At 61.1% G+C, this 26,252-nt stretch carries 16 protein-coding genes; 13 read left to right on the top strand and 3 right to left on the bottom strand.

Going from position 1 to position 26,252, the window contains the following annotated elements; translation table 11 throughout:
• Positions 1–351: 351 nt before the first annotated feature.
• The 8 genes from CQR48_RS07340 to CQR48_RS07305 all read left to right on the top strand — a co-directional run bounded on the left by CQR48_RS07340 (position 352) and on the right by CQR48_RS07305 (position 15,702).
• Positions 352–4,815: a SpaA isopeptide-forming pilin-related protein gene (locus CQR48_RS07340; RefSeq protein WP_180335132.1), complete on the top strand. Its 4,464-nt coding sequence runs from the start codon at positions 352–354 to the stop codon at positions 4,813–4,815.
• Positions 4,816–5,029: 214 nt separating this feature from the next.
• Positions 5,030–6,940, top strand: a complete 1,911-nt coding sequence (locus tag CQR48_RS07335; RefSeq protein WP_101452471.1) for a SpaA isopeptide-forming pilin-related protein — start codon at positions 5,030–5,032, stop codon at positions 6,938–6,940.
• Between the two features lie 175 nt (positions 6,941–7,115).
• Entirely contained in the window at positions 7,116–8,234 is a 1,119-nt protein-coding gene (locus tag CQR48_RS07330) for a class C sortase (RefSeq protein ID WP_101452470.1), read from the top strand.
• A gap of 231 nt (positions 8,235–8,465) precedes the next feature.
• Complete coding sequence (gene rplJ / locus CQR48_RS07325) at positions 8,466–8,987, top strand: 50S ribosomal protein L10 (protein ID WP_015451002.1); 522 nt, start codon at positions 8,466–8,468, stop codon at positions 8,985–8,987.
• A 112-nt stretch (positions 8,988–9,099) separates the two neighbouring features.
• Entirely contained in the window at positions 9,100–9,483 is a 384-nt protein-coding gene (rplL, locus tag CQR48_RS07320) for a 50S ribosomal protein L7/L12 (protein ID WP_015451001.1), read from the top strand.
• Between the two features lie 353 nt (positions 9,484–9,836).
• On the top strand, positions 9,837–11,876 hold the full coding sequence (locus tag CQR48_RS09350) for a variant leucine-rich repeat-containing protein (protein WP_244898964.1): 2,040 nt from the start codon (positions 9,837–9,839) through the stop codon (positions 11,874–11,876).
• 7 nt (positions 11,877–11,883) lie between these two features.
• Positions 11,884–15,498, top strand: a complete 3,615-nt coding sequence (locus CQR48_RS07310) for a helicase (RefSeq protein WP_180334583.1) — start codon at positions 11,884–11,886, stop codon at positions 15,496–15,498.
• A complete protein-coding gene (locus tag CQR48_RS07305; RefSeq protein WP_015450998.1) occupies positions 15,499–15,702 on the top strand; it encodes a hypothetical protein in 204 nt (67 codons plus the stop codon).
• Between the two features lie 90 nt (positions 15,703–15,792).
• Here the strand turns inward: CQR48_RS07305 and CQR48_RS07300 are convergent, their stop codons facing one another.
• The 3 genes from CQR48_RS07300 to CQR48_RS07290 form a co-directional block, all read right to left on the bottom strand.
• Complete coding sequence (locus CQR48_RS07300; protein ID WP_101452468.1) at positions 15,793–16,659, bottom strand: SAF domain-containing protein; 867 nt, start codon at positions 16,657–16,659, stop codon at positions 15,793–15,795.
• A 265-nt stretch (positions 16,660–16,924) separates the two neighbouring features.
• Positions 16,925–17,116 carry an FmdB family zinc ribbon protein gene (locus CQR48_RS07295; RefSeq protein ID WP_015450996.1) on the bottom strand — a complete coding sequence of 64 codons (192 nt, stop codon included), beginning with the start codon at positions 17,114–17,116 and terminating at the stop codon, positions 16,925–16,927.
• A gap of 115 nt (positions 17,117–17,231) precedes the next feature.
• Entirely contained in the window at positions 17,232–17,951 is a 720-nt protein-coding gene (locus CQR48_RS07290; protein ID WP_052307700.1) for a 5-formyltetrahydrofolate cyclo-ligase, read from the bottom strand.
• A gap of 153 nt (positions 17,952–18,104) precedes the next feature.
• Here CQR48_RS07290 and CQR48_RS07285 point away from each other — a divergent pair, with 153 nt between their 5' ends.
• From CQR48_RS07285 to CQR48_RS07265, 5 genes are all read left to right on the top strand, one after another.
• Entirely contained in the window at positions 18,105–18,782 is a 678-nt protein-coding gene (locus CQR48_RS07285) for a GNAT family N-acetyltransferase (protein ID WP_101452467.1), read from the top strand.
• Positions 18,783–19,058: 276 nt separating this feature from the next.
• On the top strand, positions 19,059–20,276 hold the full coding sequence (locus CQR48_RS07280) for a hypothetical protein (protein WP_143252506.1): 1,218 nt from the start codon (positions 19,059–19,061) through the stop codon (positions 20,274–20,276).
• A 186-nt stretch (positions 20,277–20,462) separates the two neighbouring features.
• Positions 20,463–20,756 (top strand): co-chaperone GroES, encoded by a 294-nt coding sequence (gene groES / locus CQR48_RS07275; protein ID WP_015450992.1) that lies wholly within the window; start codon positions 20,463–20,465, stop codon positions 20,754–20,756.
• Between the two features lie 161 nt (positions 20,757–20,917).
• Positions 20,918–21,877 carry an AAA family ATPase gene (locus tag CQR48_RS07270; protein ID WP_033492859.1) on the top strand — a complete coding sequence of 320 codons (960 nt, stop codon included), beginning with the start codon at positions 20,918–20,920 and terminating at the stop codon, positions 21,875–21,877.
• Positions 21,878–21,882: 5 nt separating this feature from the next.
• Entirely contained in the window at positions 21,883–26,211 is a 4,329-nt protein-coding gene (locus CQR48_RS07265; RefSeq protein ID WP_101452465.1) for a transglutaminaseTgpA domain-containing protein, read from the top strand.
• The last annotated feature ends 41 nt before the right edge of the window (positions 26,212–26,252 follow it).

Below are 26,252 nucleotides of genomic sequence, written 5' to 3'. Positions count from 1 at the left end.
ATGGTTTCGGCCGCATAGCCGTAGATTCACCGTTGAAGCTAGTATTTCGCGTTTTGCGCTTCCGTCCGTTTCTGCTACATTGAATAGAATTGTAACGATTGCAGTAAGCGGATGTGAACGACGGTGGTGAAGCACGTCATCATTCGCTGAGATGCAGAATGTTTGATGGTGGCCAGTGTCGGCAACCGTCATAACGAGGGAAAGGAAACGTTGATGACGAATCGCAAGCGTTTGGTTCCCTCACGCCGTATGCATTCATCCCGGAAACGGTCTGTTGTGTGGTTCCGGTGGAGGCGGCACAACCCCAGCCATGCTCTCGGTCGTGTTGTTTCGAAGGCCCATGCCCATGTCGTGGTGCCGTTCATCGCGGTGAGTGTGGTTGCAGCGATTGTTGCGACATATCTGGTGGCGTTCTCTCCGGCTGGAGCTGCGGGGGCATCCGACGGCTTCGATCCGAATATCACCGCCGCGGGGTCGATTCACACGTCCGTGCCGCTGAAGATGGGCGATAACATTGATGGCACAAGCAACCCGGATACGGGTGTCGCCACGTATGTGGGCGGCAATATGTACGTGGGCAAGAAAATCGGCTCGGATTCGGGCACGGTGCAATCAAACCTCAACGGTGAGAACGGCATTACTGGATCGTATGCCGCCGAGGCCGAGGGCTTGACGCTGGTCAATGGGCGTCTGGCGATGCGCCAGCTGAAGAACAGCTGGGGTGGTCTCGGTTTCCGCTTCGGTGTCGTCGGCTTCGGTTCGCAGTATCGCCCCAAGGAAACGTATTCCGACAGCAGCGGCACCCATAACGCCAGTGTTTTGGCAGTCAGGGGCAGCGACCAATCCGATGTCACGGCGCTGATGAACTCATCTTCTGTCGATATCGCCGCGTGGCCGGCGACCAGCACCGGCAGCACCGTCAACTATGGCGGCGGCTGGATCGGCTCCTCGTATGGCGCGACGCGTGATTTCTCCTATACGGCGACCGTCTCCGGGTCTTCGTCCATCGCGAACGAATGGGGGCACGACACTGATTCATCCTATGCATCTCTTGCGAGTGTGAGCAGTACTGATGGCAAACGTAAAGCGGGTTCCTGGAGTACGTTCGCCGATGCGTCATCGTTCACGGTCAACGGCACGGACTATTCCGACTATCTGTCGCAGGTGCAGTCTGATTCCAAAAAGCTTGTCGCCTTGCGTGCCAATGGGACCTGCGAGGTGGATGATGTGGCGCCATCTCAGGACTTCACCCGCTACAAGTACGATTATTTCAAGCGCGAAATCTACAACACACAATCGGTCGACAGCTATAAATTCGTGTTCTCGTCGAGCAGCGTCAATGAGAAACTCATCACGTTGACGGGCGACGGCACGTCCAGCTTCCAGGTATTCGATCTGCCTGTATCCAAGCTCGATTCCACCGGCTATACCGGCATTGATTTCTGGTTGCGCGACATTCCGGACACCGCTTCGGTGATCATCAACGTCGTGAATGATGATGGCAGCACGGCCTCGAATACGGTGACGTTCAACAATGGCTGGCGCCTGTGGTGGGGCGGAACGAAGAATTCCAAGATCACAGACAGCGATGTCAACGAAATCGCCGGATGGTATGCGCGTGGCGCGAAGACCGACGGTGTGGGGGTATCCTCCACGTCCGAGGACGAGACCGAGGTCTTTGCTACCAGGGTGCAGCAACTGTTGTGGAACTTCCCGTATACGTCGCAGTTGACCATCAAAGGCGGCCAAGGTTCCGGCATGCAAACCGTCAAAAGCGGATCGACCGGTTCCGAGGGAACTGCCAAGGCCATGAGCACCACTGACGACCCGGCGGCGAGCTGGATGGGCAGCATCTACGTGCCCAATGGCAGTTTCCAGTCGCATGTTTCCACGAACGGCCGCGTCTATGTCGGCGGTGATTTCGAGATGGATAACCCGGCTACGGAAGTCGTATCGTACAGTGACGGTACCCAGTTTACGAATTTCGAGAACGGCAGCAGCACTTCGGTGATTGATATGGATCAGGAACGGCACAACCTGCCATGGTTCACGTCTGATGCTGCTTCTATCACCTTCGCCAAAGTCAGCGACACCGACGCCAAGCTGCTGTCGGGCTCAACGTGGACGGTCTACGGTTCGATCAGTGACGCCGAGAACCGCACGAATCCGCTCGTCACCGTCGTTGACAACGGGAGGAACGATACGAATGCGGCCGCCGGTGTCATCACGGTCCAGGGGCTGACGGCGAACGCAAACTATTACATCCGTGAGGCGGCCGCTCCCAGCGGATACCAGCTCAATACGAATATCTACACGGCGCAGACCAAGAGTTCAGGGTATTCCGGCGAGAACCATCTGACAGGACGGGTGTATACGGCTTCGGGCACCACCGACAACCGGTTGCATTCGATTACCGATTCGAATTCCGGTTCCGACTCCAGCTATTACGCGATTGGCGACGTGAAAACCGGACCGAGCGTCACGTGGCGCAAGGAAAACGAGTCCGGGCAGGCACTGCCGGGATCGCAGTGGAAGTTGACCTATACGCCGGCATCCGGCACCGCGGTCGACTATACGGTCAAGGACAACACGGTTGCTCCGAACGGTGTCTCCCTGGCTTTGAACGGCAATGATGTGACCGAAGGCTCGGCGAAGGTCAAGGAATACAGCAATATCGCACTGTCCGCGACGGTGGCGCCTGACGGTTCCAATCAGCAGGTGACATGGAGCACGAGCAATCCTGGTGTCGCCGTGGTGTCCGACGGCGTCGTCACCGGTATCGCTGCCGGCAAGGCGGTGATCAAGGCTTGCGCGGTATCGGATACCACCAAATGCGGGAGCGTCACGGTCACGGTCGAATCCACCGATGTCACATCGTTGACGGTGACACGCGACGGCAGCACGGTCGCCAAGGCGGCCGGTGCCTTGAACAGTACCGTGGTCACTGATGCGACTATATCTATGTTCAACGGCACTAGCGTTGATTTAGATGCTTCAGCTTCTCCAAGTTCGGTTGAGCCGGTGTGGTCTTCCAATGATACGAATGTGGTGACGGTATCTGATTCAGGCTTGATTACCGCCGTTGCGAATGGCACAACGATGGTGATTGTACAGGCCGGAAACAAATCTATCCGCTTCCGCGTCACCGTCCAGGACACGGATCCGACCAAGACCGTCGTGTACTTCCACCACACCGAAAACGGCTGGACTGGCGACGTCTACCTCAAGTATCAGGCCAATGACGGCACATGGCCGACAGTGGGCAATTACACCCTTATGAAGGCGGTGAGTTGCAGCAACGACTATGTGGCCACGGTAATCGACCTCGCACAGGCGGGTAAGGAATTCCTGTTCACTACCAGCAACACGACTGACAGCGGAGGCTGGTATCAGCCAAGCAAGAACAAGAACTTCACGTTCACCGGAGGCACGGCGATCACCGTGTCCGGTGGCAGCGCCAAGGATGGGGCACCGTCCGGGACATCATGCCCGGTGGCCGCGGACCAGACATTGGAAGGTTCGGATGCCACCATCAACGTGGGACAAACCACGACCACGTCAGGAACCGCAACGGAGAGCGACACGTCGTCGGGGTCGGAATTGACGACTTCCGGTTCGGCTTCCGGGGCGGATTCAGATTCAGGCACGACGGGTACGGCCAATACTTCAGCTACGCTTGACGATACCAATGCGACGGTCGGCGTCTTCACGCTCACCAATCTCGCCGACGGCACCTACAAGCTTACGGAAAGCGTTGCGCCGGAAGGCTACAAGCGGGACACCAAAGGCTACGGCTTCACCGTCACCAACGGCGTGCTGAGCTGGGACTCCGGTGTCAGCGCGAATACCGACGGCTCACTGACCGTCGTCAACAATCCGACTCAAGTGGTGTGGCGTAAAGTTGACGGCGACACCAAACAAGCCGGCGGCACGCTGACCGCGCTGCCAGGCTCGCAATGGAAGATTACCCTGCTGGATTCCAGTGGTGAGGCAACCGACACAACATACTGCATCGCGGACAACAATCAGACCATCGACACGACCCGATGCACCGGCAACGCCTCGACATACACCGACACCGATACTGCCGACGGCATCATCAACGTGCAAGGGCTTCCCGCAGGCACCTACAAGCTGTTGGAAACCGTGGCGCCGGCGCTCTATGACTTGCCCGACTCGTCCGACGCGTGGTACACCTTCACCATCTCGCCGGACGGTGACGCTTCGGACATCACGGATGCCTCAGGCCACACGACAATGCTTGCCGACGCGTCTGGAACATCCATGAATACCATCGGCGACATCAGGCAGACCGGTTCTGCCACCTGGAAGAAGACAGATATCACCGGCCACAATCTGCGCGGGTCGAGTTGGAAGGTCACGTTCTGTCCTGACAGCTCCCCGGACAGCTGCCAGAACGTCACCATCACGGACTGGGCCCCGACCGACGGCTCTACGACGAATACGGCATGCTCCACTACTTGGGCGTGCGACGTGGATCGGGCGGCTGGAGGCTTCAAGCTCGACAATCTGCCGTGGGGCACCTATACGTTGCAGGAGGACACCGCGCCCGACGGGTATATCGCGGATAAAACATCCCACACGTTCACCATTGTGCGTGCTAAGAGCACGAGTGCAATCGATGCGAACCTGCTCACTAAAGACGTTGGATCCATCGAAAATGAGATTTCCATCACATCGTTGCCATTGACAGGAGGTGAATGGACCCCAAGAATTGTGGCGATAATCGGCATATCAGTGCTCGCTGTCGCGGCGGTATCATATGGCATCGCAAAGCGGCGCAGACGCGGATAATGGCGGTTTTGCGCTATTGATCCCGGCAGGCAACGCTCCCTCACACGCCTGCCGCCGGCGGATGCAATGCCCTTGGCATGAGCTGAGCTGTTGCGGACGCAATCAGTAGTGGTACCGCTACGATAACTGAATATGTTCTCCAGCTGCGGAGGGTGTGCGGCTGGAAGGGGCGGGCGGCGACAGCCCGCGCAAACAATCACGAGCAAGGAGAATCATGAAGAGTTCAATACGCAGATTCCTCTCAGGCGTGGCCGCAGCGGCCATCGCGCTGAGCGGATTGGCGCTTGGAGTAGGTAGCGCCCAGGCGGAGACAATCGAATATCCAGGTACGATCACGGTCACTGCGAGCAACGGCACTGCCGGTCATACATTGACTGCATACAAAATCGCCGCGTATAACAGCGGAGAGTATGCCGCGACAGACGGCAAGCTGGACACCTCAACGTTCAAGTACATTGTCGACAAAAGTGATGAGAGCGCCATCGAGACCGCCCTCGACGCCACCAGCATTAAGGCGACCGCATCCGGCACGCTCACCAAAGCGGAGGAAGGGCTCAAGCAGCTGTCCGTGGATTCATCGCCGGCTACATACGGCTACTTGGAGGGTACGGATACCAAAACATCAGACGAGCGCAAATTCGCCGACAAGTTGGCTTCACTGAAATCCAGCACGTGGACACCGTCCTACAGCAAGGAACTGACGGCTGATACGAATACCAAGACGTTCACTGCGACGCTGCCCGAGGGCCTGTACCTGATTCTCGATACATATACCAGCGGTCAAGACGCGGCGAACAGCACCCAGTCGGTTCCCATGATCGTCGGCACGACTTTCGCCAATACTGCAATCACTGATCCCGGAGATGTCGGCAAGGTGACGCTCAAGGACACGACAGCCCCCATCACCAAGGAGGTCGTGACCAAAAACAGTACGGCTCAGGATAACGATCCGTCCTCCTTCACCACGAACAACGATCCGTCCTACAACACCACGGACACCGTGTATTTCAAGCTGACCACGACGATCCCGAACTACGACGGCTATGCTTGGGACCCGACACTCAACAATCCGAAGGCAACCCGCCAGCTCAGCATCGTCGACACCTTCGAAGCGGGCAAGTTCACCGACCAGACGGTCGTGTCCGTGTATGACACCACGAAGAGCCAACAGCTGACCGTCAAGTCCGACTTCACCACCAGCGCCGAGTCGACCACCAGCTCTGCCACTGATCTCAACAAGCTGACTATCGATTTCGAGCGGTTGGTCAACAAAGCGCAGGCGGACACTTCGAAAAACCTCGGTCAGGCATGGGACGGCTGGGAGAGCGGGGACACCATCACCGTGATCGTTTCCGGCAAGCTGTCCACCGCCGCCACGACCACCACCAAGGGTTCCTCCCCCGCCGGCACCGGCGCGGATTCCTTGGGCAACAACAACACCGTACGGCTCGAGTATTCGAACAATCCGTCCGATACATCCTCGAAGACCACGGTTCAAGGCCCGATCGTGAACGTGTACACCCACGAGTTCACCATCCACAAGGTCAATGCCGCAGGCGGCAATCTGCAAGGCGCGACCTTCCAGGTGTCCACCGGAGGCACTCCGCTCAAGTTCACCAAAGACACTACTGACGGGGCCTACGTCGTCGATAAAGACAGCTCAACCACCGACCTGGTCTCCGACAGCAACGGCTTGATCAAGGTTAAGGGTCTCAAGGCCAGCAAGGATGGGGTGACTTACACCGTCAAGGAAACCAAGGTGCCTGATACCTACCTCCGGGCGGTTGCGCCGACCTACACGGTCACGCTCAAGGACACCTTCGGCAATGACTACACCAATCCTGCCAGATCTGGTACCGCCACCAAAGCCGGTGATGATTGGCTGACTGATTTGTCGTATACCTACGACACCACTCAAGACGTGTACAAGCTGGTGACCGCGAGCACGAACGACACCAGCGCGCCCACCGGAGACACCGCGACGGTGAAGAACGTCACCTCCATCACCCAGCTGCCGAAGACCGGTGCCGCGGGCATCGCGATGTTCACCATCATCGGCGTGGCGGTGATCGCCGTGGCTGCGCTGTTCGCGGTGCGGGCGCGTAAGGCGGCGCAACGCGCCTGATGAGGTAGGCGCCATGTCCGCACTACGGTATGGCGTCCGCCACATCGGCTCATGATGCTATTTGACAGGCCCCGTCCCCGGATCGATCCGCTCGGACCATCCCGGAGACGGGGCCTGTCATGACTATCGAAGGCGGCCATCGGTTCAACTCCGCAGGCCGAGGCAAGGAGGTCCCATGGCGAATCGGGCCAAGCATACGCATGTGGTCTCATCGGCCCAGCCGTCGCTGCCTGCGCAACCCTCCAAATCAGTCCAGTCTGCTCAGTCTGCCCAGTCTGACAGGCCTGACCGCACCCATGGGTTCGTTGCCAACGCCTCTACCATGCCGGAGATTTTCACTGCCGAAGACCAACAGCGATTGCGCAAAGCCCGGTCGGCGCAACGTCAGGCTCAGGTGTTCACGGCTCTCGCCATTGTCTGTGCCATCGTCGGTTGCGCAATCATCGGATATCCATACGTCTTGCAGTTCATCGACCATCAACGCCAGGCGCGGCTCGCGGCTGAAGTCGTCAACCAAGTGGACGGGTGGCCGTATCCGAAAGCCAAGGAAGCCCTCGCGGCTGCACGGGCGTATAACAAGCAGCTCGCTGAGGGCGGGCAGGGCGATATCGGCGAGGAAACGGACCCCTTCACCACGAATGCCGGGCAGTCCACCACCAACGATGCCAGCGATTCAGCCTCGGCGAGGGATGCCACCTATATGGGTCTGCTCAACGCTTCGAACGACGGCATCATGGGCTCAATCGTCATTCCGCAGATCTCGGTGGATCTGCCGATTTACCACGGTACGAGCGCCAGTTCGCTCGCCCGTGGATCTGGCCACCTGTACGGCACGTCGCTTCCGGTCGGTGGCAAGAACACCCATGCCGTGCTCACCGGACATCGCGGCATGGTCAACGCGCTCATGTTCACGCGCATCGACGAACTCAACAAAGGCGACGACTTCTACATCAAGGTCATGGGGGAGACGCTCGCCTACCAAGTGGACTCGATCACCGTGATCCTGCCGACCGAAGGCGACCGGTATCTGCGCATCAGACCCGGCGAGGACAGGGTCACGCTCATGACCTGCACGCCGTACGGTGTCAACACGCATCGGTTGCTGGTTTCCGGGCATCGAGTGCGGATGCCGGTCCCGGCGCCATACCCGCAGGATGCGCGCGGAGATGCCCGCGTTCTGGCGGTAATCATCGGATTCGTGGCGCTTGCCGTGACCTTGGCCGGCTGGACGGTGCTGCACCGCCGGTTCCGCTGGATGCTCATGCGGCATGCCGCCGACCGCCATGGCTTCTAACGCGACACGCCGGTAGCCAGCAAGTCCGCGTCGCCGCGTATGCTACCCACTTGTAAACCACAGACCGTTGGTGTGACCGCGAGGTCGCCGAAATTGGTTCGCCAAGCCATCGCAGGTTGAACAGAAAGCCGCTGAAGCGGCGAGTGTGCTCTGCCTGTGTGCAGGGCTTTTTTATTGCCCGGCTTGGTGGGTCGGTTCCGAACGTCAACGGTTGACTTAGGAAGGAACGCCATGAAGAGGCCCGAAAAGGAAGCGGTGATCGCCGAGCTTACGGACAAATTCCGTAACGCTGACGCGATTTACCTGACCGAGTACCGCGGGCTTACCGTTCCGCAGATCTCTGAGCTGCGCGAAAAGCTAGGCCGCGATACTTCCTACGCTGTGGCTAAGAACACGCTGGCTCGCATCGCCGCAAAGGAAGCCGGTATCGAGGGGCTCGATGAGCTGCTCGCCGGCCCGACCGCCATCACTTTCGTGAATGGCGACGCCATTGCCGGTGCGAAGGTCCTGCGTGACTTCGCCAAGAAGAACAAGGCTCTTATCGTCAAGGGCGGTTTCTACGACGGAACCGTGTACGACGCCGAGGGCACAAAGCAGCTGGCAGACCTCAAGTCTCGTCCGGAACTGCTTTCCGAGATGGCCGGCGCAATCAAGGGCACCATGTCCAAGGCTGCGTACCTGTTCACCGCACTGCCGACCAAGGCCGTGCGCACCATCGACGCTCTGCGCGAGAAGCAGGAAAAGGCTGCCTGATTTCGCGCGGGCTCGCCCGTTACGATATCGGTATCTCACAAATAAGAAAACATGTAGGCCGCGGGACACCAACCCAAAACCAACCCGCTGCCATGATTGAAAGGAAGCCATTATGGCTAAGCTCAGCAATGAAGAGCTCCTGGATGCGTTCAAGGAAATGACCCTCGTCGAGCTCTCCGAGTTCGTGAAGGCCTTCGAGGATGAGTTCGACGTCAAGGCTGCCGCTCCGGCCGCTGCTGTCGTCGCTGCCGCTCCGGCTGCTGGCGATTCCGCTGAGGAAGAGAAGACCGAGTTCGACGTCGTCCTGACCTCCGCTGGCGACAAGAAGATCCAGGTCATCAAGGCTGTCAAGGCCATCACCAACCTCGGCCTGGCTGACGCCAAGAAGCTCGTGGACGAGGCTCCGAAGCCGGTTCTCGAGAAGGCCAAGAAGGAAGACGCCGAGAAGGCCAAGAAGCAGCTCGAAGAGGCTGGCGCTACCGTCGAGCTCAAGTAATGATCGCGGCTTGAGCCGCACCATTTCGCTTGAGTTTTGAGCGTAACGACCCCGTATCGTCCATTGGGCGGTCGGGGTCGTTTTTGTTGTGTCTTGGGTGTTGCATCCACCGGTATCGCATCCGACGGAATCACACCGAGCGGTCCCGTCCACCCCCTCTCAAACTGTTTACGCTGGGTGGTTGTCAGCGTAGGTAGTTTGTGGGTGTTCGCAACCTGATGGCGTCCGGAAACGACACGTCATTGCGTGGAACTTGTCAATACCTTCCAAGGCTATGAGCGATAATAGGGAGAGCATGGCACAATGGCAGGTAGTGTGCAATTGCGCGTACCAGGCGAAAGGAAGGCCGCAAGGTGACTGAGCAGCGATCCGGGCAGCAGTGGATCATCAAGGTCAATGGCGCCGAACAGACGGATGTAAAGCCGGGGGAGAGCATTGAAATCGGTCGTAAACCGTTGCGCCCGCTTGCCGATGACGGCAATCGAAGGCTTGAAGTCCCCGACAGCGAACGCTCCATGTCCAAACGCCATGCCTTGTTCACGGTGCATGAGGACGGTTCCGCGGACGTGCGTGATCTCAACTCCACGAACGGTTCGTATATGATCCGCGAGAACGGCGAACTGACGCGGCTGCAGCCCGGTGTGGAATGCGAGCTGAAATATTCGCCGATTCGCCTGCAATTCGGTGATATTCCCGTCGATTTCATCCGTGTGGACGCGCAGGAGCGGGTCGAGCCCAAGGTGACGGACCTGTTCTCCTATGCCCCTGATGACGCGAAGCAGGAGCCCGATCCGTCTGATATGTCCGTGGACGACATCCTCAATCTGCGCGCCGGTGAGCCGACTGCGATGTTTAGCTCGCAGAATGTCGCCGACCGCCTGCGTGAGTTGCGCGACGCCTCGCTGCATGTGCCGAAGCTCGCCGGCACTGAGCCGGAGCAGCCCGTGGATGGGAATGCGTCGGATGATCAGCTTCAGGCCCAGCCGGGGCAAGAAACAGTGCAAGAGCAAGCGTCCCCCGCCGGGCATACGGTTTCCGGCGCGGATGCCGGTCAGCGCGATTCCGCTTCTCGCCAGTCCGCCTCCGGTGCGATGCCTGTGCAGCGCGAGACTTCGCCGGCGCGTGCGTTCGGCGCGCAGCCCATCCTGCCTGATCCCGTGGTCACTGTCACTCAGCAACGTCAGTTCGCCGAACAGCATCCGCTCGAAGAGCTGCCGTTGACCGTGCAGCCGGGAGGCATGAACGAGCCTGGCCCGCGTGATTTGTTCGCCGATGCCGAGAAGCGCAGCAAGCAGGAAGATCAAGCCAAGCAGCAGCCGTCTGAGTCGGATGCCGGTTCGTCGGCATCGGGTCAGGACGGAGCTGAGGCTGCCGGCGGCCAGTATCAGGCCGAGAACACGACCGCCCAGGGAGATTCCGCAGACAACATGCCCACCGACATCGCCAATGGTGGCTCTGTTGCACCCGAGCAGAGCGAAGCCCCCGCCTCGAACCCGTCAAAGCCGGATGTGGTGTCAGTGCATGATTTGTTCAGCGCACAGCGAATTCATGAAGTACAGGCGGCGCGTGCCGCGAGCGACCGTGATGCACAGCACCAGCCGGTCAATGCACAACAACCGACCGCTGAGGGGCAGTCGGCCAATCAATCAGCCGATGAATCTTTGGCTGATCAGTCCCCGGCCCATGAATCCCCGGCATCTGCAGTACAAGCCCCTGCAGAGCAGATTGCGCAAGCCGGTCCTGGTCCCGTGGCGGCGCAACAGCCTGCTCAGGCAGCGCAACAGCCTACTCAACAGGCGGCGCGTGTGACCTTCACACCGATGGACGCTTCCGCCGCGCAGGCATCTCCAGCGGACCAGTATGCTCCAGCCGCGCAAGGCGCACAAGCTGTCCAGCCTGCGCAAGCTGTCCAGTCCGCGCAGGTCGCTCCGGTCATGCAGGCTACGCAACCCGTTCAATCCGCGCCGCAGCAGGCATCGCAGACCGTTGAATCGCAGGATTACAGCCGTTTCGCTCGTCCCACCGCAGGGCAGCCCGCAGCCCAACAGCCGGGTATGCAACAGCCGCAGGTATCTGCCGATCCGCAACAGAACTTCAAGCCGGTATTCGAGCCAGGTTCGGTGTTCGAACGTGTCTCCCGCGGGGATTTTGACAAGCAGGAGCAGATGGTGGAGGTCGGCGGATACACCTCGCAGCAGGCGAAGACCACCAGTGATTACACCGTCCAGTTCCAGATCGCGCGGCACGCCCAGCTGCTGCCGTTCCTTGCGATGAACCCCTCGCTGTACGATGACCTGTACACGTGGCTTGCGGCGCAGGGCAACGCCGATGTCGACGCGGCGCTTTCGCGCAATCAGGGCTATCAGGAATACCGCAAAGCGGTAGGGAAGTGAGTCGAAGGTGAGTGAATCCATCCAGTCTGAGGAAGCACTCAGGCGTATGCGTCATTGGCGTGACGACTATCGCAACGCCTTGGCGCCGTCTCCGCTTGAGGATATCAGCCAGCTGTCGGCGCAGCTTGATTTGACGCACGCGCATCCTTCAGGTATCGCCCAGCTGTTCGCCAGCGGCAAGGCGCCGCTTGATTCCCTGTTCCGTGACGCCGGCATGCTTCGGGCTGCAGGGCGTCGTCTGGAACGCGTCTACGAGGACCAGACCACGAAAAGCCGGCTCAGCGGAGTCGCCGAACTGTCCATGGTCGTCGGCGTGGCAACATGGTCGGGCAAATCAGTCCCGGTGTTGCTGTACCCGGTCGATGTGACGCGCAAGCCGGGCGGCGGCGAAACCGACGCAACCATCAGCTTCACGGGTCGCGGCCGGCTCAACCCCTCGTTCGTGACCGCCCTGCATGATCAAGGCGTCAACCTCGACGAAGACGAGCTGTTCGACGGCTCCAATTACCCCAACGGCACCCCGGAGACTTCCGCAGTGTTCGCCGCGATAGAACGGCAGGCCCGCAAGGCGTTCACCGATTTCAACATCGATCGGTACATCATCGTCGGCTGCTTCATGGATCCGAGCGCGCAGATTCTGCTGGAAAGCCAGCGGATCATCGATGCCTTGCGCCATGGGGCCAGCGGCAACACCATTCTTGACGCGCTTGCCGGCCTGCCTCAGGCGCTTCACGACATCGAAGCCGATAAAATCCCCGAATTCAGCCCGTTCGACGGCGATCCGCATGCCGAATTCGAAATCGGCGATGTGGACAACACCGTGCGGTATGCGGCCAATCTCGCCGCAGCCGGACACTCCATCATCGTGGATAGCGAGGTCGGCAGCGGCACTGCCGCCCAAGCCGCGGCCATCGCTTCGCGGTGCGTAATGAACGGCAAATCTGTGCTCTACGTCCCATGCGTGGCCGAGCAGAAGCGCCGCTTCACCCGGCTTATGGGCGCCAACAGCATGGGCGATATGGTTCTTGACATCGCCGACGAGCAGGGCAACACCGCCATCGACAAGCAGCTGATCGCCGCGGTGGGGTACCGTACGGGCAACGCGGCAAGCCGTTTCGACCAGCTGTCCGACGAGCTGGTGGGCGTGCGCTCGCGGTTGACCCGGTATCTGGGCGACCTGCACGGCGTCAACGAGCGTTGGGGGGTCTCGGCATACCAGACCATCCAGAACCTCGCGAGCATCGCGACATTGCCGACCCACCCGGCGACCCACGTGCGGCTGAGTCAATCCGCTGCTCGCACCCTCAACGGGCATATGGACGAGTGGGCGAACAAGCTCACCACCGCCGGCGAACTCGGCGAATTCACGATCGGCCCAGACGATACCGCTTGGTATCAGGCGTCCTTGACGACCGAAGACCAGGCTGTCGACGCGTATCAGCGGGTTGTCGATGTCATGCAGAAACTGCTGCCCGCCACCCGCGAGCAAGTGGCGACCACCGTGCAGACCTGCGGATTCCCTGTGCCTACGACAGCGCAGGAGTGGGGACGTCAGGTGACGGTGTTGAAGAATCTGCGCCGCGTGCTTGACGTGTTCCAACCGGAGATCTTCGAACGCGATATCGACGCGATGATTGAGGCGAGCAAATCCAAGCAGCAACGCAAGGCCGAAGGCTCCGATCTGGGCTTCTGGGAACGTCGCCGCCTCGTCAAGGAAGCCAAGAGCCTGCTGCGTGTCGGCGCCCAGGTTGAGAACTTGCATGACGCCCTTGTCGTGGTCGCCAAGCAATCCGAGCAATGGCATCTGTTCGTGCCTCACGGCGGCTGGCCGGTGCTCCCGCCGAAGCTGGACACGATTCTGGAAACCCAGGACGCTCTGATGCGCGACATCACCTCCCTCGATGCGGTGCTGGCTACCACGCCGAAGGGCGGCAACCTGGAATCGCTTGATTTCAACACGCTTGAGGAACGGCTCAAGGCGCTGTACAACGACCACATGGCATTGGATACCCTGCCCGGCCGGTGCCGTCTCGAACAGGACTTCCGCTCCGTCGGGTTGGATGAGCTGGTCGACGATTTGCGGGCGCGCCACGTTCCTGTGGAAGCAGTTGAAGGCGAGCTTCAGCTGTCGTGGTGGACGACCGTGTTCGAGGACATCGTCAAGGAATCCGCCATCATCTCGAATCAGGATGGGTCCGCGCTGCAGACAGCCGCCGACCGGTTCGCACAGGTCGATACCGAGCATGTGCGCTCGATCGGCCCGATGATTCACCAGGAATCCATCCGCAAGCTGTGCGATCTGCTGTTCTCGAAAACGCAGGAGGCAAACCAGCTGCACACTGTGCTCGCGGGCGGGCAGAACACCCCGTTCAACCGTGTGCTGCACGACCACCCGCAGATTATGGCGCTCGCCAAGCCGGTGCTTATGGGTACGCCGTCCACACTCGCGGCGCTGACCGATCCCGCCCCGCTCGCCGATGTGGTGATTATCGACGCCGCAGCCCATCTGCCGGCGATCGAACTGCTCACCATCGTCTGCCGTGCCCGTCAGGTGGTGCTCATCGCGCATTGTGCAACAGTAACTTCCCCGAGCGTGAAAGCCTTGATCGACATCCTGCCGCATGTTTCGGTGCGATCCCGCCTGACGCGGCGTTCCCCGCAGCTGTCGGTATTCCTGCGCAAGGAAGGCTACGGCGAGATTCGACATGCCGCGCCGACGGAAGGCATGCAGGGCACGGTTCGACTGCACCGGATCGAAGGCACGGGCGTGCCGGTCATCTCCTCCGGACTCGTAGAAAGCAGTCAGCAGGAGATTTCCACGGTCACTAAGCTGATTTGCGACCGTGCCGGGTCATTCACCGTGGTGCCCGTTGACTACATGCTCACCGTCGTGACGCTGACCGAAGCGTTCCGTTCCCGTCTGGGCGCAGAACTCAAGTCCTTGGCGACCAAGGACAAGGCGATGGGGCGGTTCCTCAGGCATGTCCGGCTGATCGGCATCGACGAAGTCGCCGGGGCGCAAACCACCGACGCCATCGTTTCGATGTGCTATGCGAAAACCACGCACGGCAGGCTGTTGCAGCAGTTCGGCCCGCTTGAAGGCGACGGCGGCAAGGGCATGCTGCTTGACGCGCTCGCGCTCGCCGACCGCAATCTTGATATCGTCTCCTCCTTCGGTCCTGAGGATCTGGATGATGAGCGTCTTCACCAGCCTGGCCCGCAGCTGCTCAAGCGATTGTTGCAGTGGGCGGAAACGCTGGATTCCGGTGCGTTGCGTCCGCAGCCTGCGTCGGCCGGCGACAATGTCCTGTTCAACGATTTGGCGGACCGTATTCGCGCCCGCGGGCTGGACGTTGCCGTGGATTACGGCTTCTCCGATGGCATGCGCATTCCGCTGGTCATCGGTGTCAAAGGCAAGCCATACGCGCTGGCCGTACTCACCGATGACGCCCAGTTCATGGGCATCCAGTCCACGCGTACCCGCCACCGCCTGCTTCCGCAGGAGTTGGCTCAGCTTGGGTGGTCGGTGATGACGGTATGGAGCGTCGCCGCATTCGTCAACCCCGATAAGGAGGTTGACCGCATGGTCGCCCGTATCGGCACGCTGTACCGGGAGGCGTGAATGCCTTCGTATGATGCGCACCGTCGCACGCCTCGCCGTCATCATCGTGTCACGATGAAGGGCACTGAACGCTTCGATGCTGATGGCGTCAAGCTGGAGCCTTCCGACGTGCAGACGCGCGAACAGCGCGATGCTGACGACGATCAGCGTATTCTCGGCGAATTGCCGCCGCACTGGGCCGTGTTCAACGAGCGCGGTCGGTAATTCGCCGATTTGCCGGTCGCATCGCCGGATTTCACGCGCGCCTGGGAGTTGCCTCTTGGGCGCTGCCTTGGGTGCTGTGTGTGTCGGTTGTCACTGAGCGCCCTGATCTGAAGCCGATTGCGCTGCACGTCGCGCCGCGATGACCGGCAGGCCATCCGGCAAACGCATGAGCGCGAGGGCCTCTTTGGGACGCATGGCGATGGCCGTCTTGCTGTCTGTGCCCGGCGCGACGCCGTCCGAAGTGTCCGAAGGGACAGCGATGACGGTGGCTTCTTGTGCAATCACACACGGTTGGCCGGGCTGGCTGTCGGTTCCCGCTGACACATCCGCGGGCGGATACTCCTCGGGGGTTTGCGAAGGTGCTTGAGCTCGCGGTTGTTGGGCTTGCGGTTGTTGGGCTTGCTGGCCGTCGTCGGTTCCGGCGTGTTCTGCAGTCGAAGATGAAGCCGAATACCCAATCGCATCGCAGGATTGGCCGACAATCAGGTCGACCGTATCGCCCGCAACCATACTGTCGGGTTGACTGGCCAGCGGTGTTTCGATGACTGTGGAGCCTTCCGGTGGTATAGGACGGCCGCGGATATGCGATGCCAGAATGAGTGTGCCGGCTGGCATATCGACGAGCGCGATTGACGATTCAACCTGAGCTGGTGTCGCCGGAGCCTGGGCGAACGAGGCATGCGCGGGCACGCTGATGGTAGCCAGTTGCGTGGCGTGAAGCCGTTCCCCGCGGCTGACGTGTGCGGTGGTGACGAGCATCGGCTGGGTGCGCACCGTCGCCATCACACATTGGAGCACGCTGAACATCGCCAGCCCTGCGAGTAGCGCGCTTGTCAGTCGTCGCATCCGGGCAATCAACCGCCGTCGGGCAAGACTCATCCCGCGTCGGTGCTTGCGTTTGGTGGCGTCCCCGGATTTGACAGAGGCGGCTGCGAATGCGGTCTGTGATGATTCCATGTCACCATCCGACCATGCCCCGACGCGGCTGCGCAACCGTCACCGGGGAATGTGGTCAAAAGTTGCGGATTTTTGATTACTCCGTCTGATGGAGTCTGGATTTCGGTTCGTCATCGCCTCCACTGCTGCCGGCGCGGAAACCACGTCCGCCTGAGCCGCTGCGCCTGCCGGTATCGTCGGATACGGCAACGCCCCCGCTGGATTGTCCGCGGGGGCGCCACATGATTGATTTCGCCGGAACCTGACGGTTCAGGACTCAAGGCGGTTACTTCGATGAGCTGCCGCTGTCGGTGCGGTAGAAGCCACTGCCCTTGAACTCAATGGACGGCGCGGCATAGACCTTGCGCACACGCTCCTGTCCGCACTGCGGGCATACGGTGATCGGGGCGTCGCTGAACGACTGCTGTTCGGTGAAATCATAGCCACAGTTCTTGCAACGGTAATGATAGGTTGGCACGGTGTTCCCTCCACGAGAATCGACAGGTCGGTACGTTTCGTAATCCGTACATATCCTAGTCGATTCGGTGACACTCATGGTGTTCTCGTATTGCGAACCGGGATAAGCGCGCGAATCAGTCAAATATCGTCAGGCTTTCCGGGGTGAGGATACCGCCGACCGGCACGTCATGCGGGTCGCGCGGCAGGTCGTGCACGTTCGCCTCCCATGGCCAGCACACGCCGATGATGGTGGCCTGGGGGGAGGCATGCAGCAGCGCCCGGTCATACCATCCTGCGCCGCGTCCCAGCCGCAAGCCGTGCGAATCGATTGCGAACGCCGGAACAAGAATGAGTTCGGCTTGCCCGAGGCTGTCCGACGCAAGGGCCGGACCTGAGGGTTCGCGTGGACGCAAGCCGCCGGAAGCGCTGCGCGGCATGTCGTGGAGCCGTTCAAGAGCGTCCAGTTCGCTCCATGCACAGACCAGTTCTTTGCTCGATCCGAGTCGGGGGACCAGCACCCGCATCCCTTGGCTGAGCAGGCGTTCGAGCACTCCGTCAATCGGAGGCTCTGTGCCCATGGATACGTACGCGGCGACGGTTGTCCCGCGGACAAGCGGCGAGACCAGCGGTTCGGCTTGACGGGCGAGCGAGGCACGCGCATCGGCGAAGGCTTGGGCGCTCAGCGTTGCTCGACGTTGCAGGGCTTGATGTCTTGCCGCGCGTTTCGCCTGTGCGCGTGCTGCCGCTAGGTTCGCGGCGGGCATTGCGGAGTCCGGCGTCGCATTTGGCCCAGTGGTTGTCGGTATTGCAGCGGTTGTCGCCGCCGATGCGTGGTCGCTCTGTGTGGTGGTCATACCTCACGGATATCACAACGCGTGGAGACGGCGGTTCATCCGCAAATCGTATGAAGAAACGGCAAGATGATGTCTCTGGATGATTTCGCACAATGATATCGCACGATGATTTGACGCGGTGCTGTGGCGCGACGGTGTGGCACAATGAAACCGATGTCTGTTCTGCAATCATTCCGCGGCATCATGCACGGCAGACCGCCGCGCGAATTCGTGATGCCGAAGTCCTTGACAGCTCCGGCCGGCGCCACGCCGATTGAACTGCGGCCCTGCACGCTTGACGATGAGGATGAGCTGCAAACCTTGCGCTGGCGTAACCAGGCATGGCTGTCCCCGTGGGATTCCGACGATCCGCTTGGCGGCCCGGGTCTGACCTTCAACCAGTGGGTGCGTGAATTGCGTAGGCGGGAACGCGACGGTTCGGGCGCGCTGTTCCTGATCACGGAACACGGGCGTATTGTCGGGCAGGTGTCGCTGGGCGCCATCACGTATGGCGCGATGCGTACCGGTCTGGTGGGGTATTGGGTTGATGAGGCGGTTGCCGGGCGGGGTATCGCACCGCTTGCGGTCGCCATTGTGGCGGATTGGGCCTTTGATTGCCCGGACGGACCGCGGTTGCATCGCATTGAAATCGCGATTATTCCGGACAATCATCGTTCCCGTCGCGTGGCGGAGAAGCTGGGCGCCATCGACGAGGGGGTGCGGCGGCAGTACATGCATGTCAACGGCCGTTGGCGCGATCACGAATCGTATGTGTTGTTCGCACAGGAGCGTCCCTCTGACGGTCTCGCTGCAGCGTTCGCCGCGCGTGGTCAGGTGCCGCCATCTGCCTGATGCGTGGCTGCACGACACGCCCCGGGACTGTGCTGCTATTTTCAGCTTGGTCACCTATTCTAGGTGATTATGGATTATGAAGGTGTCAGCGCTATTGTTGTGCTTGCGGTGCTGATACTTTTCATCGCCGGATGGCTGCCCACAAGGACAGCTGACAGCATGAAGCGGGTGATCAGGCGCCGCCAGGACAAATATTCGCCGTCGTTGCATCTGATTGATGAGCACAGCGGTACGAGGTTTTCGGACGGTCATTCGCCGGTGACGAAAGGGGCTGTGATGCGGCCAGCACAGGCAAAGGGGGCGCGGGTGTCCCATGAGCATATCGCCGAGGTTCGTCGTCTGCGTAGGGCGTCGATCCGCCGTCGTCGCATCATCGCATGTGTGTTGTTGCTGGCTTGCGTTGTCGTGGGTGTGCTGTCGTATTTGTTGCATTTCTCCCCGTTATATGTGTTGATTCCGGCTGGATTCCTGGTATTGACGATTGCTCTGGGAGCGCGGGCGAGCCGCCATGCGCGTGCGTGGGAGACCAAGGTATCCAAGCTGTTGGCGCAGGAGCGTCGCGAGCGCACGCGTTCCGGAAAACCGCAGACCGCAGCAGCGGAACATGTCGCGGCAGCCAAGGCTGTCGATGGTGTGTCGGGCAGCGCGTCCGAAGGTATTGAGGCCGCGGAGCATTCCGCCCCGGCGCCAGCCGATCAAGCGCCGGTCGATCAGACACCGGAAGCCCAGGCGGATGCCGTGGAGACATCGCTGATGGAACAGCAAGAGATTCATCGCGCAGTTGAACAGGGTATGGCCGAACGCGACCGCAGGTTGGCGCGCAAGGCGTTCCGTCAGTCCGTAGACGCTGAAACTGGTCCGGAAACCGGTTCCCATGACCGCAAGGATGCTGCAGGGCAAGGCGGGCAACAGTACGCTGATGCCGGGGCGGTGCGCGATATCCAGGGCGCTCGCGGAGCGAACGGGCGAGATGATGCTGATGCCGCCGCGCAAGCCGCGACCGACGATACGAACGCGCATAACACGCAATCTGCCGCACCTGCCGAGCCGGCTGCCGCCGAGCATGGCGAATCCGCCGGGCCTGCCGAACCCGGTGCGCGCAATGAGCAGGCTGAACAATCCGAGCCTGCCGACCAGACGCTTGAACTCAGTCAAGTGAGTCCTGCATCTTCGCTGGACGTGTTCGACATGGCTGCCGGGCGTCATCAGGACCTCATCTCCTTCTCGTGGGGCGCACCGCGCAACATCGAAGAACATGCGGAACAGGATGCCCCGGAAAGCTTGGAAATCAAGTCAACCCGGCAAGTCGCCAAAGCGGTTCCGGTCAAGGAACATGCGCATGAGCGTACACAGGGCAAGCACGGCGACACGCCGATGAACAACGCGGAAACCTTCCATCATGCCGAATCGAACGCGCATGTGGATGTGCCCGAGGAAACGACCGATTCGTTGGGTCACGATTTGCGTGCCGTGCTGCAGCGCCGCTCTTCTTGACTTCTGTAATCGTTGTGATTCCTAGGGTTTCACTCTCAGCGTTAGCACTCGAGTTGGCAGAGTGCTAACAACGCGCTACGATGAGGTGTAGCGCAAAGGGACGGCGCCGATAGTGATCGTCAGCCTCTTGAAAGCGATGTCCTGGCGCGGGAAGTATCGATTTCTCTTAGAAAGAGGAGGTCCACAGTGTCGATCTCACTCACACCGTTGGAAGACAAGATCATTGTCAAGCAGGCGGAAGCCGAAACCAAGACCGCTTCGGGCCTGTTCATCCCGGACAACGCCAAGGAGAAGCCGCAGCAGGGTGAAGTTCTGGCTGTCGGCCCCGGCCGTCGCGACGACAAGGGCGAGCGCATCCCGATGGATGTCAAGGTCGGCGATAAGGTGCTGTACTCCAAGTACGGCGGCACCGAAGTGCACTATCAGGGCGAGGATTATCTGATCGTCTCCGCCCGCGACGTGCTCGCGATCCTGAACTGACGTTCCGCGTCTTGTAAGGCCTCGGCTTATGCCGGGGCCTTTTTGTTTGCCCAGCCAGATCCGACGTGACACGCGGCGTGGACCGGGCGGTAAGATGGCTTTGGTCGTGTGTTCCGACACGACATCTGCTACGAGGCAGGGGACAACATATGGTCACTTCGATGGGAACCTCACAGGCGCGGGACGTGTTGCATGCCGTGGCCGACGCGTTGAACGCGGTGCTTGCATGCCCGCGCGAGACGGTGGAGACAACGGTTCTGACCTTCGCTGCCGGCGGTCACGTGCTGCTCGAAGATGTTCCGGGAGTCGGTAAAACCACGTTGGCGAGAGCTCTGGCTACGGCAATCGGCGGGACAGTACGGCGGATCCAGTTCACTCCGGATTTGCTGCCGGGCGATTTGCTCGGCATGAACGTGTATTCGCGCGCCACGGAGTCCTTTGCGTTCCATCCTGGCCCGATTTTCGCCAATATCGTGATCGCCGACGAAATCAACCGTGCCGATCCGAAAGTGCAGTCCGCACTGTTGGAGGCGATGGGCGAGGGGCAGGTGTCTGTGGACGGGCAGACGCATCATCTGGAGCAGCCGTTCATCGTTGTCGCCACGCAGAACCCGATTGAGCTTGAAGGAACCTATCCGCTGCCTGAGGCACAACTCGACCGGTTCATGATCCGCATGGGCTTCGGGTATCCGGTTGCCGGGACGGAGGAGCGGATGGTGATGTCGGATCATGCGTCCAGACCGCTTGAAGGATTGCATCGTGTCGCGGAACTCGACCAGATGCAGGCGATACGCGATACCTGCGCCGTGGTGAAGATTTCGCAGCCGGTGGCCCATTATCTGGTGTCATTGACGGCCGCTACCCGCACGATGGAGGGCGTATCCTACGGCGTGTCGCCTCGCGGCAGTCTGCAGCTCGCCGCTCTGTCCCGTGCGAAGGCGCTGTATGAGGGCAGAGGTTTCGTGCTTCCTGACGATGTGCGTTGGGCGGCGCCGTTCGCGTTGTCGCACCGGTTGGTGCTGGAGAACGCCGGATACGGTACCGCACCGACCGGTCTGGCGCGTCAGCTGGTGGAATCGCTGATTGAGCGCACCCCGGTCCCGCGGTCGTCTGACAGGTGAATCATATGACCGACGAATCGTCAGCTGGCGGCAAGCCCGCCCGCCACGCATCCAGCCAAGCTCGCTTGCGCAGGGCAGGGGTGCCGTGGAGAATGCGCCGCGGGTGCGTCCGCCCGGGTGCCGCGGGGCTGGTGGCCGGTCTGGCGATTGTGGCGTTGTGGCTTGTCGCGTTGACCTTCGACGCCCGTGTGCTGGTAGCCGCAGCCATCGCGTGGACAGCGGTGTGGCTGATGTCCGGGTGCTGGGGTGTTGTGCAATCGGTTGCAGTACGGCGTATTCAGTCTGGACGGCCGGTCGGGACGAATACAGCCGCGGACACGGCCGCGGGAACGGAACGGATTCCCCGCTGGCGTCGGCTCTGCCATGCGGTGATGCTGCCGCATGATATCCGCACCGTCGGCACGTACATCCGGCTCAATCCGGAGGAATATGTCGGCAGTGTCCCCGATCAGCGTGGATGGTATCGGCGTGTTGGCATGGTATTGTCGTGGCGCGAACCGCTCGGTCTGTTTGTTGTGCGTACGGTCATCCCCGATGATGCGGAACTGGTGATTCTTCCTGAACCGGGGCCCGTCAACGTGACTGCCGGCGAACCTGCGTCAGGTGCGCGTGGCGGGGGACGGGCGACCTTCGGATTTGCGGGTTTGCGTGAATATGAGCCCGGCGACCCCGTGCGCAGCATCGCGTGGAAACGTAGCGCCAGCGCGGGCCGTCTCGTGGTCAAACGCGCCCCGCGCAGCATGGTGCATGCGGTCATGCTCGTATGCGATATGGCCTCCTGTACTACCGGCGCCCAGGTTGATGCCGTCGCCTACGCCGCGATGAGCCGGTATGCCGGTCTGCGTGCCGGCTTGGAACGGCACGGCGGCAAGCTGATTGTCACTGACGGACAGGCAGTCGCCACATCCTCAGGCCAGACCATGCGGCTTATCGCCTCGCTACAGGCCGGAGGGGACGCCGACCATATGGCTGCAACCGTGTGCAATGCCGCTTCTGCGCAACATATGCCGGTCAACGTGGTCGTCATCACGGCAAGCACATCAAGCACGGCAAGCGGCGTAAATACGGCGAACGGCACCAACGCCACAACAGCCCAAGGAATCCGGCTCGTCGCAAGTCTGCGTGCCGCCGGGCAGCCAAATGTGCAAACGGTGTTGGTCCAGGGCGACCACGCCTCGTACCGGTTGCGCTCGTATGAGATGGATGACAGTGAGGATGATGCCGTCGAGGGCAGTGAACCCCTGAGCGGTCGGGCATCCGCGCGCAGACACATTCGTCGGGTCGGTGCGTGGCTGCCCGCCGCCCACGAATCCGGACCGAACCACGACCACACGCCTGCCGGGCAATCCGGCCGACGTCGGTGGGTCGCAGCACAAGTTGCAGGACTGCTTGTGCGAACCACAATCGTGGCGCTCACCATGGAACTGAGCGTGCAGTGGGCGCTGATGCTGGTCCAAGGGAAGGGGTTGTGGTGGCCGGTATTCGCGCGGATAGGCGTCGCGGCGCTTGCCATCACCTCGCAGATTCCGACACCGCGGCGGTTCAAGCACAGGCGGTTGGTGGCAGCGATTCGGGGCATCACATTCGTCCTGACAGCCCTTGTGACAGGGATTGTCATTGCAGGGCTACGGTTGCGTGAAACCCTCGGATTCCTGCCGTGGCATCCCGTCTACACGCAAGTGTCCGCAGGCGGGGAGCAGACCGTCGTGCACGTCCCGTTCACCCAGGTCTGGGGACGATTCGCGACAACGGTTGCATCGGGTTTCAAGCAGTTGTATGCGCAAGTGCCGCCGCTGAATATGGGAGCGGCGTCGGATGCCGCCGTCATCATCGCTGTCGTCGGGGTGATGCTGGTTGTCCGGCTGCTTGCCGGCATTCCCGCTGCAATCCCGTGGATGGGCATCCTCCCCGTTGTCGTGGGTGCGGCGGCGAATGTGTCGATGCTGCAGGAAGTGCCGTGGGTGGGGGTGCTGCTACTGGCGGCATCGCTCGCCTTGGCGTGGTGGTCGGTCCGTCCGCACGCCGCATCTCCGGTCATGCCGTGTGTCGCATCGGTGGTGACGATGGCCTTGGTGATGTCTTGCACGTCGGCGGGGCTTGCGTTCGCGCGGTCCGTCCCGCTCACCTTCGACGCGGGCAACGGCATGTTCAGTTCCACGACCATCAACCCGATGATCGATCTCAAACGCTCCCTGACGGCGGGCTCCTCGGCGACCGCCTTGACCTACCAGTCCAACAGGGCACGATACCTGCGTATGGCCACGCTTGATGATTTTGACGGCGATACGTGGAATTTCGATGCCACATTGTCGGCGAGTGCGAATCTGTATCGCCGCAGCTCCTCCACCGCATTCGTCAACTTGCAATCCGATGTGGACAAAGCCGCCTCCAAGCTTGCCGCGTCCTCAGGTGGATACTCGTCCGCAGCTCAGCCGTTGGCCACATATCTGACGTATGACAACGGGTCGCTTGATTCCGCGAACGTCGCGGATAGCTGGCTCGGTATCAAGATCGCTGAAACCGATGTCACCATCGACAAGCTCAGCACGCGTCTGCTGCCGGTCGGCGGCCTGCTGCTCGACTATTCCGGAGTCAGCGGCGACTGGACCGACAACTCCTCGGGCGGCATCACGTCGCGGAACGCCACCACGACACGGGGGCAATCCTATACGACGACGGGCATCTATATTGATCCAATCAGCTCGTCCCTAGGCTTCCAACAAATCGACACCATTGAGAAAGCCGTGTTGACCTTGCGCGACACCGGGCATCTGACTGTGCCGGATGCCGCCACGGCGAATACGGAACGCGCACGATGGGTGTCCTCGGGGGCCGCGCAACGCGCCGGTGATCTGCTGCTCATTCCCGTCACGAGCAGCGACGGCATCCTGACCGTCGCAAATTCCGACACTTTCGACGGAGCGCTCGCCTACGAATGGTCGAAAAACGGGTACAGCGGCGATGCGAATTCCAACGACCCGGGAAGTGCCAGTATGTACACGCTGAGCACGTCGTTCGCCAATGCCATCGGTTTCAATCCGAACAAAGACAGTGCCGTGCTCGTGCATGATTCGGGCGGCGGAACCTGGATGCTTGCGCTTCCCGCCACCGTGGGTGCAGCTGATTTCTCGGACGCCGATGCTGTCACGTCACTGTTCGCCAAGGCGGGGATGACCGTGTCGTCAGTGATATCGGTAGCGTTGGAAAGCGGGCTGGTCGACGGATCTGACCCGTTCGCCCGCATCGATGCTCTCGACAAAGCCGTGCTCGCCCGCTACCGGTCACTCCCGGCGAAGCTGCCGTCTGGCGTCAAGGCGGTGATCTCCCAAGCGAAGGCCGATGGCATACCATCCGAGGGATCCACCTTCAACGAGCAGGAACAGGCGTTGCAATATCTGGTCAGGTATTTCTCCTCGAACGGCTTCACCTATTCCCTGGACGTGCCGGGCGATGAAACCGGCGACGACAGCAATATCGCGATGGTCGGCAGCTTCCTCAAGCGCAAAAGCGGCTACTGTGCGCATTATGCGAGCGCATTCGCCATCCTCGGGCGAGCGCTCGGGGTGCCCACACGCATGGTGCTCGGCTACAGCACGAGCGGGGTGGTGGATGAGAACGGGTCGTACAGCGTCAGCGCGAAACAGCTGCACGCTTGGGATGAAGCCTACCTGTCGGGGGTTGGCTGGGTCCCGTTCGATGTGACCCCGGCTGCATCCGAGGAATCGTCCGATGCCGGCCAAAGCCCCTCTTCGGCTGCGTCGTCGTCAAGCCCGTCAGAGTCATCCTCGCCTTCAGCTTCACAGTCCGCTTCGCCGTCGGCTTCCGCCTCGGCGTCGTCATCGGGCTCCATTGGCGGGCCCAGCTCCCGGACGCAGGGTCGCGATGACGCTTCTCAGACGGGCTTACCGGTCCGCCAGTGGATGGTGTTCCTGGTGGCTGTCGCGGGGTTGGGGGCGCTGTGCTGCGTCCCGATGGGCATACGTTCGCGCAGGAGACGTCGCCGGTTATGGGCGTTCGATCGTGCGGCGTGTGGGGGAGCGGACGACGACACGCCGGTCCGGTCCGCGTGGATTGGCGCGTGGCGCGAGCTTCAGGACACCGCGTGGGATTGCGGGGCGCGATGGCCTGCAACAGCCACGGATCGGGATATCGCCGATGTCGTAGAGGCCGCGCTCGCCTGCGAGGCGGCCGGAAAGGTTGCCGGTCGGGCCGCCGCGTGCGTATTCGGGCACGGTGATGTTCCAGCGCCGTCGCTCAAGGATGCCGCCGATGTGCGCGCAGCTGTGGAAGGCCGCCGCCGGTTCATGCCCATGTCGCTGTTCCGTCGGCGGTGAAGACGTCTGAAGTGACACGCCGCGGGGCTGATGTCCGCATG

It is taken from the genome of Bifidobacterium thermophilum, assembly GCF_002846655.1.
Classification (GTDB): Bacteria; Actinomycetota; Actinomycetes; order Actinomycetales; family Bifidobacteriaceae; genus Bifidobacterium; species Bifidobacterium thermophilum.
Note: the sequence above shows the minus strand (reverse complement) of the source record. Positions and strands in the feature narration are given on the sequence as shown.

What these genes read in the sequence shown, in the direction of transcription:
- CQR48_RS07285 (WP_101452467.1), top strand. Translation starts at nt 18,105, where the DNA reads ATGTCTGTTCTGCAATCATTCCGCGGCATCATGCACGGCAGACCGCCG.
- CQR48_RS07270 (WP_033492859.1), top strand. Translation starts at nt 20,918, where the DNA reads ATGGGAACCTCACAGGCGCGGGACGTGTTGCATGCCGTGGCCGACGCG.
- CQR48_RS07280 (WP_143252506.1), top strand. Translation starts at nt 19,059, where the DNA reads ATGCGGCCAGCACAGGCAAAGGGGGCGCGGGTGTCCCATGAGCATATC.
- CQR48_RS07305 (WP_015450998.1), top strand. Translation starts at nt 15,499, where the DNA reads ATGCCTTCGTATGATGCGCACCGTCGCACGCCTCGCCGTCATCATCGT.
- CQR48_RS07335 (WP_101452471.1), top strand. Translation starts at nt 5,030, where the DNA reads ATGAAGAGTTCAATACGCAGATTCCTCTCAGGCGTGGCCGCAGCGGCC.
- CQR48_RS07300 (WP_101452468.1), bottom strand. Translation starts at nt 16,659, where the DNA reads ATGGAATCATCACAGACCGCATTCGCAGCCGCCTCTGTCAAATCCGGG.
- CQR48_RS07265 (WP_101452465.1), top strand. Translation starts at nt 21,883, where the DNA reads ATGACCGACGAATCGTCAGCTGGCGGCAAGCCCGCCCGCCACGCATCC.
- rplJ (WP_015451002.1), top strand. Translation starts at nt 8,466, where the DNA reads ATGAAGAGGCCCGAAAAGGAAGCGGTGATCGCCGAGCTTACGGACAAA.
- rplL (WP_015451001.1), top strand. Translation starts at nt 9,100, where the DNA reads ATGGCTAAGCTCAGCAATGAAGAGCTCCTGGATGCGTTCAAGGAAATG.
- CQR48_RS07330 (WP_101452470.1), top strand. Translation starts at nt 7,116, where the DNA reads ATGGCGAATCGGGCCAAGCATACGCATGTGGTCTCATCGGCCCAGCCG.
- CQR48_RS07290 (WP_052307700.1), bottom strand. Translation starts at nt 17,951, where the DNA reads ATGACCACCACACAGAGCGACCACGCATCGGCGGCGACAACCGCTGCA.